General features: G+C 66.1%; 13 protein-coding genes. 4 read left to right on the top strand and 9 right to left on the bottom strand.

Going from position 1 to position 13,122, the window contains the following annotated elements:
- Nucleotides 1–185 precede the first annotated feature (185 nt).
- The 8 genes from I6F38_RS10070 to flgB form a co-directional block, all read right to left on the bottom strand.
- A complete protein-coding gene (locus I6F38_RS10070; RefSeq protein ID WP_225160184.1) occupies nucleotides 186–1,148 on the bottom strand; it encodes a Tim44-like domain-containing protein in 963 nt (320 codons plus the stop codon).
- Nucleotides 1,149–1,390: 242 nt separating this feature from the next.
- On the bottom strand, nucleotides 1,391–3,961 hold the full coding sequence (locus I6F38_RS10065) for a PAS domain-containing protein (protein WP_225160191.1): 2,571 nt from the start codon (nucleotides 3,959–3,961) through the stop codon (nucleotides 1,391–1,393).
- A 142-nt stretch (nucleotides 3,962–4,103) separates the two neighbouring features.
- Nucleotides 4,104–5,177: a flagellar biosynthesis protein FlhB gene (flhB, locus tag I6F38_RS10060; protein WP_225160183.1), complete on the bottom strand. Its 1,074-nt coding sequence runs from the start codon at nucleotides 5,175–5,177 to the stop codon at nucleotides 4,104–4,106.
- A gap of 11 nt (nucleotides 5,178–5,188) precedes the next feature.
- The gene (gene fliR / locus I6F38_RS10055; protein WP_016844767.1) at nucleotides 5,189–5,959 is read right to left on the bottom strand and encodes a flagellar biosynthetic protein FliR; all 771 of its coding nucleotides are present in this window, start codon (nucleotides 5,957–5,959) and stop codon (nucleotides 5,189–5,191) included.
- 18 nt (nucleotides 5,960–5,977) lie between these two features.
- On the bottom strand, nucleotides 5,978–6,241 hold the full coding sequence (gene fliQ, locus I6F38_RS10050; RefSeq protein ID WP_016844766.1) for a flagellar biosynthesis protein FliQ: 264 nt from the start codon (nucleotides 6,239–6,241) through the stop codon (nucleotides 5,978–5,980).
- A gap of 134 nt (nucleotides 6,242–6,375) precedes the next feature.
- Nucleotides 6,376–6,687: a flagellar hook-basal body complex protein FliE gene (gene fliE / locus I6F38_RS10045; protein ID WP_038385464.1), complete on the bottom strand. Its 312-nt coding sequence runs from the start codon at nucleotides 6,685–6,687 to the stop codon at nucleotides 6,376–6,378.
- Nucleotides 6,688–6,713: 26 nt separating this feature from the next.
- Nucleotides 6,714–7,139 carry a flagellar basal body rod protein FlgC gene (flgC, locus tag I6F38_RS10040; RefSeq protein ID WP_018272466.1) on the bottom strand — a complete coding sequence of 142 codons (426 nt, stop codon included), beginning with the start codon at nucleotides 7,137–7,139 and terminating at the stop codon, nucleotides 6,714–6,716.
- 39 nt (nucleotides 7,140–7,178) lie between these two features.
- Complete coding sequence (flgB, locus tag I6F38_RS10035; RefSeq protein WP_038385465.1) at nucleotides 7,179–7,589, bottom strand: flagellar basal body rod protein FlgB; 411 nt, start codon at nucleotides 7,587–7,589, stop codon at nucleotides 7,179–7,181.
- Nucleotides 7,590–7,948: 359 nt separating this feature from the next.
- Between flgB and I6F38_RS10030 the strand changes: the two genes are divergently transcribed.
- The 4 genes from I6F38_RS10030 to I6F38_RS10015 all read left to right on the top strand — a co-directional run bounded on the left by I6F38_RS10030 (nucleotide 7,949) and on the right by I6F38_RS10015 (nucleotide 11,811).
- Nucleotides 7,949–8,890 (top strand): flagellar biosynthetic protein FliO, encoded by a 942-nt coding sequence (locus tag I6F38_RS10030; protein ID WP_225160182.1) that lies wholly within the window; start codon nucleotides 7,949–7,951, stop codon nucleotides 8,888–8,890.
- Entirely contained in the window at nucleotides 8,887–9,639 is a 753-nt protein-coding gene (gene fliP, locus I6F38_RS10025; protein ID WP_063709685.1) for a flagellar type III secretion system pore protein FliP, read from the top strand. The genes I6F38_RS10030 and fliP overlap by 4 nt, the downstream gene beginning before the upstream one ends.
- 87 nt (nucleotides 9,640–9,726) lie before the next feature.
- Complete coding sequence (locus I6F38_RS10020; RefSeq protein ID WP_225160181.1) at nucleotides 9,727–10,614, top strand: hypothetical protein; 888 nt, start codon at nucleotides 9,727–9,729, stop codon at nucleotides 10,612–10,614.
- A 45-nt stretch (nucleotides 10,615–10,659) separates the two neighbouring features.
- Nucleotides 10,660–11,811, top strand: coding sequence for an aminotransferase class V-fold PLP-dependent enzyme (locus I6F38_RS10015; RefSeq protein WP_225160180.1), 1,152 nt, complete (start codon nucleotides 10,660–10,662; stop codon nucleotides 11,809–11,811).
- Here I6F38_RS10015 and I6F38_RS10010 read toward each other — a convergent pair.
- A complete protein-coding gene (locus I6F38_RS10010) occupies nucleotides 11,808–13,049 on the bottom strand; it encodes a YbfB/YjiJ family MFS transporter (protein ID WP_225160179.1) in 1,242 nt (413 codons plus the stop codon). The two genes, I6F38_RS10015 and I6F38_RS10010, sit on opposite strands and share 4 nt — an antisense overlap.
- Nucleotides 13,050–13,122 lie beyond the last annotated feature (73 nt).

The raw sequence follows: 13,122 nt of genomic DNA, 5'->3' as shown, positions 1-13,122 counted from the left end.
GCTTTGCTCCACGCTTTCTTCAGACCCCACCTCGCGATGATGCCCTTGCGCTTCGCTAACCCTTCGCCGCCATCAGGCTGGGTAGAGGACTTCCACCTCCAAGCTGTCGTTCATACTCGGCACACAAACAAAGGCGCCGCGGACCAGGCCGCGGCGCCTTGTATCTGTCATTCTCCGGCAACCGATCAGTTGGTCTGCTGGATCGCCGAAAGCTCCCAATTGCCGCCGCGTTGGCGCACGAAGGTCCAAACCTCAGTGACCTCCTCCGGCTGCGTGCCGCCGCTGACCTGACGGCCGGTGCCGCGCTCGAGCGTGGTGTCGACCAGCGAGTAGCGCATCGCGACCGTCGCATACTCGCTGTCGCCTTCGCGCCAGGCTTCCGCCAGATCGCCCTGCAGCAGCTTCACATTGGTCACCTTGTTGGTGACGTTGCGCACCTTGTTCTCCTCGAGATCCTTCGAGAAGTACGACACCATCTCCGGCGTCGCGAGCGTGTGCAGCTTCGCGATGTCCTCGTTCGACCACGCGGTCTGGATGTCGCCCAGCAGCCGTTCGAACGTCTCATAGTCGCCAGGCGCGATCTCGACCGGCGCATTCGATCCGCCGCCGAGCCCGAAGCCGAAGCCCGAGCGGGCGTTCGCCTGCGGACCGGGGCCGACGTCGGGGCCACCCGCATAGGCGGCCGCCGGCGTGTTGCGGCGCTGCCACCACGACATCGCAAGGCGAACCACGAGCACGATCAGACCGATCTGCAGCAAGAGGCCGAGCATCGACGACAGGCCGCCGAGACCCGAGAACAGCCCGCCACCGAACAGCATGCCGAAGAGGCCGGCGCCAAGGAAGCCCGCGGCGAGGCCGCCGAGCAGGCCGCGGCCCATTCCGCCGCGACCGAACAGGCCGCCGGAATTCGCCGCCGCCGGCGAACCCATGTTCGGGCTACCAGGCTGGCTGAAGGTGCGGTTCATCGGCGCAACCGAGCCCGGCGCCGTGTTGGTCGAGGGCGGCGCGGAGAATGTCCGCGAGCCGCGCGAGCCGCCGCCACCAACGCGGGCGTCGGCCGCCGAAACGGTCATCATCACGGGCAGCGCCAGCGCCATCGCGACGGCGATCGCCCGAACAATTCCACGCGTGCGTTGCGAGAAATTCATGTTGGTTTCCTCAAAGGATTCCCCGGCATGGGGAAACGCCCCTAAGATGGGCAGGGCCGGTTAAAAGTGAAGCGGGAAACGGGAACCGCGGCTGCGGCCCTCGGTCGCGGAGATGTGACACTATGGTCCTTGTGGATGCGACGCCGCGTCCTACCGCGGGATGAGGCCCGGTTTCAACCGCAGTTACCGCGGAATTTCACCTCGCACTTGCGAGAAGTAAAGCCGGTTGCCGCGGCAACCGGCTAGTTCGCCGTCATGGTTTCCTTCACCGCGGCGACCAGCTGCGTCAACGTGAAGGGCTTCGGCAGGAACGCGAACTGCTGGTTCTCCGGCAGGCTCTTCTCGAACGCGTCCTCGGCATAGCCTGAGACGAAGATGATCTTCAGCTCCGCGTTGCGGCTGCGCATTTCCTTCAGCAGCGTCGGGCCGTCCATCTCCGGCATCACGACGTCGGAGACGACGAGATCGACGGCGCCGTTCTTCTCCTCGAACGCTTCCAGCGCCTCGACGCCGTTCGCCGCCTCGATCACGCTGTAGCCGCGCGAACGCAGGCCGCGCGCATTGAGCGAGCGCAGGCCGTCCTCGTCCTCGACCAGCAGGATGGTGCCCTGCCCGGTCAGATCAGGCTTCGGCTTGGCGGCTTCCGTGGCGGCGGCGGTTTCCTTGGCCGCACCGTTGCCGACCTGGGCCTCCGGTGCGACCTCCTGCTGCTGGCGATGCCGCGGCAAATAGATCCGGAACGTGGTGCCGCCGCCCGGCACGGAATCGACATAGACGAAGCCGCCGGTCTGCTTGACGATGCCGTAGACCGTGGACAGGCCGAGGCCGGTTCCCTTGCCGACTTCCTTGGTCGAGAAGAACGGCTCGAAGATCTTGTCGATGATCTCGGCCGGAATGCCGGTGCCGGTGTCGGCGATCTCGATCTTCACATAGTCCGCCGCCGGCATGCCCTTGTTGGCGAGCTGGGCGGCCTCCTCGGTCGGCACATTGGCGGTGCGGATGATCAGCTTGCCGCCGTCGGGCATCGCATCGCGCGCGTTGACCGCGAGATTGACCACCACCTGCTCGAACTGCGAGACGTCGACCTTCACCGGCCACAGGTCGCGGCCATGCACGAGGTCGAGCTTGACCTTCTCGCCGATCAGCCGGCGCAGCAGCATGGTGAGGTCGCTCAATGCATCACCGAGATCGAGCACCTGCGGCCGCAGCGTCTGGCGGCGCGAGAATGCAAGCAGCTGCCGCACCAGCGTCGCGGCGCGGGTGGCGTTCTGCTTGATCTGCATGATGTCCTGGAACGACGGGTCGGTCGGCTTGTGCGCGTTCAGCAGGAAGTCGTTGGCCATCATGATGGCCGACAGCACGTTGTTGAAGTCGTGCGCGATGCCGCCGGCGAGCTGGCCGACCATCTCCATCTTCTGCGACTGGTTGATCTGGTTTTCCAGCGCGCGCCGCTCGGTGGTCTCGAGCATGTAGACGATCGCGGTCTCGGCGTCGCGCTCGTCCTTCTCGACCGTGGTGACGAAGAACTGGGCAAAGCGCTCCTTGGGCCCATCGAGCATCACCTCGACCGGCGCGATGTCGCCCTGGCCCTCGGCCGCCTGGTTGATCGCGGCGATCAAGAGGCCGCGGTCGCGCGGATTAACGGCGCGGAAGATCGACTTGGCGGCGCCGCCGTCACCGTTCAGGCCCTGCGCCAGCTTGGCATAGCGCGCATTGGCGCCGACCACATTGCCGCCGCGATCGACGGTCGCGATCGCCATCGGCGTATGGTCGAAGAAACGCATGAAGCGCACCTCGGCGGCGCGCTCCGGATCGGAATGCTCGTCGCGGGCGCGGCTGATCACCAGCGTGCGCGAGGCGCCCGCCGCGCCGTCGGCGCCGAAGGCAAGCTTGTGATAGAGCCGCACCGGCACGGTCTTGCCGCCGCGCATCCGCAGGTCGATGTCGAATACCTCGGTCTTGACCTCGCCCGGCACCGCCGCAATCGAGGTCAACAGCGCCGCGCCGTCGCCCGAGACGATGTCGGTCAGTTTCAGGCCGCCCGAGCCGATCTCGGCCAGATCGTAGTCCAGCCAATTGGCCAGCGTGGCGTTGACATAGGCGATCTCGCCGGCCGGATTGACCGAGAAGAAGCCGCATGGCGCGTGATCGAGATATTCGATCGCGTGCCGCAGCTCCTGGAACACGTCTTCCTGGCGCTCGCGGTCGCGGGTGACGTCGGCGATCGACCAAACCGCGTATTTCGCATCGCGCTTGCCTTCACCGAGCGGGCGTACCCGCAGGCGCAGCCAGCGACCCTGGCCGGCCTCGTGGCCGGCGACGCGGACCTCCTCCTGCTGCCGCTTGCCCTCGCGGGCAGCCTTCAACAGGCGGAACACCGCCTCGGAGACGTCGGGGTTACCGATGAAGACCCGCTCGACCGGACGGACGTCCTGCGGCCCGGCCGCGCCGGTCAGCGTGAGATAGGCGGCGTTGGAATAGACCACGTGGCCGCGGGAGTCGGTGACGACGAGCCCTTCCTGGGCCTGGTCGGCGATCCGCGCCATCACCGGATCATCGGTGGCGCGGTCGGAGAAGCGGATGATGCCGGCGGCAAGGGCGAACAGGTTGAACAGCCCGACCGTGGCGAGCAGCGCCAGCACGCCGAGGATATAGGGCTGCGCCTCGGTGCGGCCGATGGTCATCAGCCAGACCGCCACCGCGACGATTCCGGCGGCGATCAAGACCACCAGCAGGATGCTGCCGTTCCGCCGCGCTGGCCCGTGGGCCACGAACGGCTCGGTCACGGAAGGATCGTTGCTATCGGCGGTCATCTGGAGAGACATGGCTCGTCTGCATCACGAAGGCGACCGGCCGGCCACCTCGCCCCTGAGTGCCTGAATCGGACCCGAAAACGCAAGTCCAACAGGCGGCAATTTCGCAAGTTACGCGCATTTCAAGCGGGTTTTCCGCCCCTTACTGCCGCAGGCCGGACAGGCCGCGCCTCAGCCGCATCACGTAGCCGATGATTTCGGCAACCGCGTGATAGTGCTCGACCGGGATCTCCCGATCGAGCTCGACCGTCGCATAGAGCGCCCGGGCCAGCGCCACGTTCTCCACGATCGGAATGTCGTGCTCCTTGGCGATCTCCCGGATCTTGAAGGCAAGATTGTCGACGCCCTTGGCGACGCAGATCGGCGCCGACATGCTGCGGTCGTAGGCCAGCGCCACCGAATAGTGGGTCGGGTTGGTGATGATCACCGAGGCCTTCGGAACCTGGGCCATCATCCGCTTCTTGGCGCGCTGGACCCGCAATTGCTTGATCCTGCCCTTGACGTGCGGGTCGCCTTCCGACTGCTTGAACTCCTCCTTCATCTCCTGCAGCGACATCTTGTGACGCTCGTACCAGGTCCGGTACTGGAAGAAGTAGTCGGCGATCGCGACCGCAGCGAGGATGGCGACCACCGCCGCCAACAGGTGCACCGTCATGCCGGTGATGGCAGGCAGCAGCTCGGCCGGATCGACCCGCAGGAAGGATTCCATCCGCATCCGGTCGGGCCACAGCACCGCGACCATCACGGCGCCGAGCGCAATCAGCTTGAACAGGCCCTTCAGGAAATTCGCCACCGCCTGCTTGCCGAACAGCCGCTTGAAGCCGGCAGCCGGCGAGATCTTGGAGAATTTCGGCTTCAGCTGCTCACCCGACCACACCAGCTGATGCTGCACCATGTTGCCCGCGATCGCGGCCAGCGCCAGCAACAGGAACGGCACGCCGATCGCGGCGACCACCGCGTAGCCGAGCGACTGTGTCAGCGCCAGCAGGCCGGCGCCGTCGGTGCGGATCATCCATGAATTGGCGATCAGGTTGCGCAGCGGCATCAAGATGCCGCTGCCGATCGAGCCCGAGAAGGTCGACAGCACCAAGGTGCCGCCGGCGATCACGAACCAGGTGTTGACCTCCTGGCTCTTGACGACGTCACCTTTCTCGAGGGCTTCATCGAGACGTTTTTGCGTAGGGTCTTCTGTTTTGTCTTCGGTATCGTCCGCCACTGCTTCTCCCCCTAATTCATCGGAGCGAGCTGGCGCATGACGCCGAGGAAATAGTCGAGATAGGTGTTCATCATCGCGGCGAGCACGACGCCGAAGATCAGGAACCCGACCATGATCGAGAGCGGCACGCCGACGAAATAGACCTGCATCTGCGGCATCAGCCGCGCCAGCACGCCAAGCCCGATGTTGAAGACCAGGCCGAACACCAGGAACGGCGCCGACAGCTGCAGGCCGATCTTGAAGGCGGCCGAGAAGGCCGAAGTCGCAAGCGCGGCGACATCGCCGGTCGGCATGATCTCGCCGGGCGAGAAGATGCGGTAGCTCTCGCTCAGCGCCGCAATGACGAGATAGTGGCTGTCGGTCGCAAACAGCAGCGTGAGGCCGAGGATGGTGAGGAAGTTGCCGATGATCTGGCCCTGCTGCCCCTGGGTCGGATCGACGGCGGTGACGAAGCCGAGGCCGAGCTGCTGCGCGATCACGGAGCCCGCGACGTTGAGCGCCGACAACGTCACCCGCGCGGTCGCGCCGAGCACGATGCCGATGATGAGCTCATGCACCATCAGGACGCCGAGCGAGGAGATCGACGTCAGGTCGACATGATAGGCGTTGCGATGCAGGGGAAGGATGATCAGCGTCAGCAACAGCGCGATCGACAGCTTGACCCGCGCCGGGATGTTGCTCTCGCCGAAACCGGGCAGCAGCATCACCATCGCGCCCACGCGCGCGAAGACCAGCACGAAGATCGCGGCCAGCGCCGGCAGCAGGGAGACATCGATGCGCATGACCGCGGCATTAGTGCATCAACCGCCGATGATTCGCGATGAAATCCGCATCATGTGGCTACTGAGCGAGTCCGCCATGAACGGCAGCGCCAGCAGCAATGTGACGAAGATCGCGAGGATCTTCGGCACGAAGATCAGGGTCTGCTCCTGGATCTGCGTCAGCGCCTGGAACAGCGACACCACGACGCCGACCACGAGGCCGACCACCATCAGGGGCGACGACACCACCACGATGGTCCAGATCGCATCGCGCGCCACGTCGAGGGTTTCGGGGCCGGTCATTGTTGTGTTCTCGCTGTCAGTTGTTTGCACCGTCGTTCCGGGGGCGATGCAAAGCATCGAAGCCGGAGCCTCGAGATCTTTGATGTGCAATTGCACATCTGAGGCTCGATGCTGCGCATCGCCCCGGGATGGCGTCAGATCGGCATCTTCATGATGTCTTCATAGGCCTGGATCACGCGGTCGCGCACCGAGACCAGTGTCGACACCGCAACGTCGGTGTCGGCGACCGCCGTCACCACGTCCATCACGTTCGCCTTGCCGGAGGCCATCGCCATGGTCTGCGCGTCGGACTTCTTGCCCGCCTCCAGGACGCTGCCGACGGAGTCCTTCAGCAGCGCGCTGAAGGATGGGCCGGCGACGGCCTGCCCGGCCTTCTCGGCGCCGCCGCGCTCCATCATCTTGGCGAGGTTGGCGTAGGCGTTGGCGGCGACTGTCGGTGTAGCCATGATTTAGGTTCCCTGTTCTTGTTGCGTCAGGACTTGAGGATGTCGAGCGTGCGCTGGATCATCCGCCGCGTCGCGCTGATAATGTTGAGGTTGGCCTCGTAGGAACGCTGGGCGTCGCGCATGTCGGTCATTTCGACCATCGCATTGACGTTCGGATATTTGACGTTGCCGGAGGCGTCCGCCGCCGGATTGCCCGGCTCGTGCTTGACCCGGAACGAAGACTGGTCGGGGCGGATCCGGCCCAGCGCCACAACCTGGGCGTCGAGCGTGCGATCGAGCGTGGAGGAGAAGGTCGGCACCTTGCGGCGGTAGGGATCGCCACCCGCGGTCTGCGCCGTCGAATCGGCATTGGCGATATTTTCCGAGATCACCCGCATGCGCCCCGCCTGCGCCCGCAGGCCTGAGGTCGCGATGCTCATCGAGCGGGCGAAATCGCTTGTTCCATCTGCCATGGGATCCTCCTGCCGCCGTCAGGCGGGCTAACCCTTGCTCTAGCCCTTGCCGATCGCGGTTTTCAGCAGATGCAGGCTGCGGCTGTAGAGCGAGGTGACGGCCGCATAGTCCATCTGGTTGGCCGACACTTTCAGCATCTGCTCCTCGAGATTGACCGCGTTGCCGGCCGGGCGGGTCTGGAACCCGCTCTTGCCGCGATCGTTGTCGAAGCTGTCGGGCGCCCCGGACGCCGCCATGTGGGTGGTGCTGGTCTGCATCATCGGCAGCGTCCCCACGCCGCCGCCGACCGTGGCGCCGGCCCGGTCGAACTTCGGCTCGACCAGGTCGCGCGGCCGGAAGCTCGGCGTGTCGGAATTGGAAATGTTCTCGGCGAGCACCCGCTGGCGCTCCTGGTGCCACTGCATCTTGGTGCGCAACGCCGACAGGATCGGGAGATCGTTCATGGCCATTGCCGCGGCTCCGTTAACCTCTGGGCTCTTCCGAGGTAGGCAGAATTTGCCCGGTGTATGGTTAACAGGCGGTTAAAATGCCGGACGGATCCGTGGAGAACGCCGCAACTGCGGCCTGCGAGCGCATTTTCGCCACGAATGCTGCGTTAACCAGCACAAACCAAGACAGCGTGGGGCGCTGAGAAGTCGTTTTGGGACAAGCGATTCTTGGTTTATTAATAGAACAGCCGGCTGCAAGCCGCTGGGAATTAAGAAATAAGGCGAATCTCGGGCGCGATTCGCTGCGCAAACCGCACCTATCAATCCGCGCCCGTTGATGGCGAAAGCTGAGGAAGGCCAAGATGGCCGGGGACTCCAATATGCAGGTCATTACATTCGTCTTGGCATTCGTTGTCGTGCTGGCGCTGATCGGCGTGACCGCATGGCTCGTCCGCCGCTTCGCCGGAAACCGCCTCGGGGCCAACGCCAACCGTGGGCGCATGCCGCGCCTGGCGGTGATCGACGCTGCCGCCGTCGACGGGCGGCGCCGCCTGGTGCTGGTCCGCCGCGACAACATCGAGCATCTGCTGATGATCGGCGGCCCCACCGATATCGTCGTCGAGCCGAATATCGTCCGCGCGATCCCCGCGCGCGATCAAATGTCGACCCGCCCCGCGGTCGCAGCCGATGCCGCGCCGCCGCGCGTGGCGCCGCTTCCGGATGCAGCCTGGAACGAGAGCGAAGCCGCCCGCTCCGAGAATTTCGACCTTCCCGAGCCGGAGCTGCCGCCGCGTCAGACGCGGCCCTCCTTCGCCGACGAGCTGCGCCGGCCCCCGCCGCCGATCGCCGAGCGTCGCAGCGATCCGCTCGCGGGCTTCACGCCCGAACGCGGCGAGCCGCGTTCCGATCCGATGCCGCCACGCCTGCCGCCGCGCTCCGAGCCGGTCGTCCCGCGTCCGCCGCGCGCCGCCGAGTCGCCGAAGGCGCCGCCACCGCTGCGCACAACCGAGCGCGCCGTGACGCCGCCGCCACCGCCTCCCCAGGCACCGCCGCCGGCTGCAACGCAGACGCCTCCGGCTCCGCCGCCTCCATCGAACGCTGACGCCAATCTCGCCGAGATGGCGCAACGGCTCGAAGCGGCGCTGCGCCGCCCGACCGGCGCCGGCGAGACCGTCGCGCCGCCGGTTGCGCCCGAGGCGCCGCCGGCGCGCCCGCAGCGCAGCGAGCCGCCCGCCCCGCCCGCCGGCGGACAGAAGAGCGGGTTCGAGAATCTCGAGGACGAGATGGCCTCGCTGCTCGGCCGACCGAAGAATCCTTCGTGAGGCCAGGGGCAGTCCCGCGTAGAGTTTTTTTCATCGCTGTCCTGATCGCCGCCGGATCCCTCGCTGATCCGGCGATGGCGCAGGATATCAGCATCAATCTCGGCGGCGGCAATGGCGGCGTGACCGAGCGCGCGATCCAGCTGATTGCGCTGCTCACGGTGCTGTCGATCGCGCCGTCGATCCTGATCATGATGACGTCGTTCACGCGCATCGTGGTCGTGCTCTCGCTGCTGCGCACCGCGCTCGGCACCGCCACCGCGCCGCCGAACTCGGTGATGATCGCGCTTGCGATGTTCCTCACCGCCTTCGTGATGGGGCCGGTACTGCAGAAATCCTATGACGACGGCATCAAGCCGCTGGTCGCCAACCAGATCGGCGTTGAGGACGCGTTGCAGCGCGCCTCGGTCCCCTTGCGCGGCTTCATGCAGAAGAACGTCCGCGAGAAGGATTTGAAGCTGTTCATGGACCTCTCCGGCGAGCCGCCGCCGGCGACGCCGGAGGAGATGTCGCTGCGCATCCTGGTGCCGGCCTTCATGATCTCCGAGCTGAAACGCGCCTTCGAGATCGGCTTCCTGCTGTTCCTGCCGTTTTTGATCATCGACCTCGTGGTCGCCTCGGTCCTGATGTCGATGGGCATGATGATGCTGCCGCCGGTGGTGGTCTCGCTGCCGTTCAAGCTGATCTTCTTCGTGCTGGTCGACGGCTGGGCCCTGGTCGCCGGCAGTCTGGTGCAGAGTTACGGGGGGTAGCGCCCTGCGAAACATTCATGGCCCGTCAGCTGGATCGGCCACACCGTTGCACTATCATGCGCGGCACCGCATCCAGGGAGCCGCGCCGTGCAGCAGCCATTCGACCGCGCCGCAGAAGATCTCGGCAACGCCATCCATCTCGAACATGTCAACGTGCAGGTGCCGGACCAGCGCCTCGCCACGCTGTTCTACGTCGCCGGCATCGGGCTGACCCGCGATCCCTATCTGATGGTCTCCGACAGCAACATGTGGGTGAACGTCGGCCGCAGCCAGTTTCATCTGCCGAGCGGCCGCCAGCAGGTGCTGCGCGGCCACACCGGCATCGTGATCGCCGGGCGGCAGGCCCTGCTGCAGCGGCTCGCCGCCGTCGCGCCCAAGCTCGAGGGCACCGCGTTCAGCTATCGCGAGCGCAATGATCACGTCGAGGCCATCTGCCCCTGGGGCAACCGCCTGCGCTGCTTTGAGCCGGACGCCGAACGGTTCGGGCGCATCGCACTCGGCATGCCCTATGTCGAGTTCTTGGTGCCGCGCGGCACGGCTGAGGCGATCAGCCGGTTCTATCCTGAGATCATGGGCATCCCCGCCGGCGTTGTGAACGGCGACGACGTCGTCGCGCGCGCAAAAGTCGGCAAGGATCAGTATCTGCAATTCCGCGAGAGCGACGCGGCACAGGGCGAATTCGACGGCCATCACATCCAGATCTACATCACGAACTTCTCGGGCCCCTACCGGCGACTGCGCGAACGCAATCTGGTCTCCCGCGAGGACAATCAATACCAGTACCGCTTCTGCGACATCGTCGATCCGGCCGACGGCCGGCATCTGTTCACCGTCGAGCACGAGGTGCGCAGCGCTACCCACCCGATGTATCTGCGGCCACTGATCAATCGCAATCCGGCGCAGACCAACCGCACCTTCGCCAACGGCTACGACCAGGCGCCGTGGGCGATGGGGCCGGACCAGTATGACGGCTGAGCGCGCGTCACGTCATGATCCGCAAATTCCAGCAAACGAGACGACATGCTTCCCTCCCAGCGCCATCTGTTCGAGATTCCACGCGAGGTCTGCTACCTGAATTCGGCGTCCTACAGCCCGCTGCCGCTGAAGACGCTCGATGCCGGCCGTGCGGCGGTCGGACGCAAGGGCCAGCCCTGGACGATCGATGCAGGATTTGCCGGCCGCCAGCACGAGCGCGCCCGTAGCGTGGCCGCCCGCCTGATCAACGCCGCACCAGACGATGTCGCGCTGATCCCCGCGATCAGCTACGGCGTCGCGACGGTGGCGAAGGCGCTGAGCATTCCGCGCGGCACGCGCGTCATCGTGCTTGAGAATGACCATTCCTCGCCGGTCCTCGAATGGCGCGCCCGCGCCGAGGCGCAGGGCTTCGTCGTCGACACTGTACGCCAGCCCGCCGACGGCGACTGGACATCGGCGGTGCTGGCAACGATCGAGCGGCCAGGCGCGCCGCCGGTCGGCCTCGCCTCGATCTCCTCGGTGCACTGGTCGGACGGCGGCATGATCGACGTCGACAAGGTGCAGGCCCTACTGCGGGGGCACGGCGCGATGTTCGTCATCGACGCGACGCAGAGCGCGGGTGTCGTGGCGATGGACGTGACGAGGCTCGACCCCGACGCCGTGATGTTTCCGACCTACAAATGGCTGATCGGCCCCTACGGCCGTGCCTTCCTCTACATTGCAAAACGCCACCAGAACGGCGTGCCGCTGGAGCAGACCTCCAGCGGCCGCCGCAACGTCAACTCCGAGAACCCGGTCTATTTCAGCGATCTCGGCTATGTCGACAACGCCACGCGTTACGACATGGGCGAGCGCGATCATTTCATCACGCTGGAGATGGCCTCGATCGGCATGGAGATGATGGCGGAATGGGGCGCCGCTGCCGTCAGCGCGCGGCTCGCGATGCTCAACGAGCGGATTGCCGACGGCGTGCGTGATCTCAAGCTCGATATGCTGGCGCGCGATCTACGTGCGCCGCACATCCTGAGCCTCGGCATGGCCGGCGGCATCCCGAAGGAGCTGATCGCGCGGCTCGCCGCAGAGAACATCCATGTCGCGCTGCGGCTCGGCCGGATGCGTATCTCGCCGCACGTTTTCAACGACGAGGCCGATGTCGATCGCCTCGTCGCTGTCTTGACCAAAACGTTGCGCGTTTAGCTGGACTTGTGCCGCAGTCCGACGACGCCGAACAGTTCGATCGCCAACGCGATGGCCACTCCGGCCGCGCCGATCAGGAACAGCAGCGCATAGTCGCCGCCGCTGTGCGCGAACAGATACGACAGGCCATAGGCGCCCGCCGCCTGGAACAGCGCGAAGGTCGTGGTGGCCTGCGCCCAGGCTGAACGCTGGCTCGCCGCGGAATGTGGGATCAGCTCGTGGATGCGGCCGATCACCAGAGGCACGATGCCGGGCGTGAAGCCGCCGACGATCAGGCTCGACACGATCAGTGCGGCGGGCGATGTCGTCACGGCGGGCAGCGCAACCGCAACGGCCTCGATCAGGAACGCCGCGCGGAGCGCCGCGGCGAAGCCGGCGCGATCGGCGAGATGTCCCGTGAGCAACGGCCCGACCACGGCACCGATGCCGTACAGCACCCAGTAATGCGATCCCGCGGCAATCCCCTGCCCGAGCCCGCGGGCGACGAAGTCGACCAGGAACACCATGTGCGGCACCAGCGCCAGCGCGTTGAGGCCGTATTCCAGGCAGAGCGCGATCACCAGCGGCGAGCGCAGGCCATGCGACGCGACGGGCTGCTCCGCAACGCCTCGCGCGGCGGGAGCTTCGGCAGGCCACGCCTTCCAGCTGACCAGTGTCAGCACCGCCGACAGCACGCCAAGACCGTACCAGGCCTGCTTGACGCCCTGTTGCAGCAACAGCGGCACCAGCGTGCCGGACGCGGCGACGCCGAGGCCAACGCCGGCAAAGATCACGCCGCCGATCAGGCCGCGTTTGCTGGGCGCGGTATGCGGCAGGATTGCTGTTGCCGCCAGCACCATGATCACGCCGCCGCTGACGCCGGCGAGAAAGCGGAAACCGAAGAACCAGATGAAGGAGATCGGCACCGCGCAGGCAAAGCAGGTGATCGCGGCCAGCGCCATCATGCCGCGCAATGTCCATACCGAGCCGATCCGCGCGCCGAGATCGCGGGCGATGAGCGCACCGGCGAGATAGCCGGCAAGGTTGGCCGCACCGAGATAGACCGCTTCCGCCGGCGTGAACCACTTAGCGGCGATCAAAGCCGGGATCAACGGCGTGTAGGCGAAGCGCGCCAGTCCGAGCCCGACCAGCGAGGCGCATAACCCTGCGGCCGCGGACAGCCACAGCGGCCCGCCGGCATCCCGCCGCGGCGCGGCGTGCTGGCGCCTGTGATGATCGACATTGGCTGACATGGACATCGCAGTAGGCGCTCCGGCCGTTCGTGAAAAATGATTAGTTGCGATCGCAGCAATCGTTCGCAGCGATCACGGC

The organism is Bradyrhizobium sp. BRP56, from assembly GCF_020194035.1.
GTDB lineage: Bacteria > Pseudomonadota > Alphaproteobacteria > Rhizobiales > Xanthobacteraceae > Bradyrhizobium > Bradyrhizobium australafricanum.
The sequence above is the reverse complement of the archived record's forward strand: the minus strand, read 5'-3'. Positions and strand labels throughout refer to the sequence as shown.

What these genes read in the sequence shown, in the direction of transcription:
- I6F38_RS10010 (WP_225160179.1), bottom strand. Translation starts at nt 13,049, where the DNA reads ATGTCCATGTCAGCCAATGTCGATCATCACAGGCGCCAGCACGCCGCG.
- fliR (WP_016844767.1), bottom strand. Translation starts at nt 5,959, where the DNA reads ATGCGCATCGATGTCTCCCTGCTGCCGGCGCTGGCCGCGATCTTCGTG.
- I6F38_RS10065 (WP_225160191.1), bottom strand. Translation starts at nt 3,961, where the DNA reads ATGACCGCCGATAGCAACGATCCTTCCGTGACCGAGCCGTTCGTGGCC.
- flgB (WP_038385465.1), bottom strand. Translation starts at nt 7,589, where the DNA reads ATGGCCATGAACGATCTCCCGATCCTGTCGGCGTTGCGCACCAAGATG.
- flgC (WP_018272466.1), bottom strand. Translation starts at nt 7,139, where the DNA reads ATGGCAGATGGAACAAGCGATTTCGCCCGCTCGATGAGCATCGCGACC.
- I6F38_RS10015 (WP_225160180.1), top strand. Translation starts at nt 10,660, where the DNA reads ATGCTTCCCTCCCAGCGCCATCTGTTCGAGATTCCACGCGAGGTCTGC.
- I6F38_RS10030 (WP_225160182.1), top strand. Translation starts at nt 7,949, where the DNA reads ATGCAGGTCATTACATTCGTCTTGGCATTCGTTGTCGTGCTGGCGCTG.
- fliQ (WP_016844766.1), bottom strand. Translation starts at nt 6,241, where the DNA reads ATGACCGGCCCCGAAACCCTCGACGTGGCGCGCGATGCGATCTGGACC.
- I6F38_RS10070 (WP_225160184.1), bottom strand. Translation starts at nt 1,148, where the DNA reads ATGAATTTCTCGCAACGCACGCGTGGAATTGTTCGGGCGATCGCCGTC.
- fliE (WP_038385464.1), bottom strand. Translation starts at nt 6,687, where the DNA reads ATGGCTACACCGACAGTCGCCGCCAACGCCTACGCCAACCTCGCCAAG.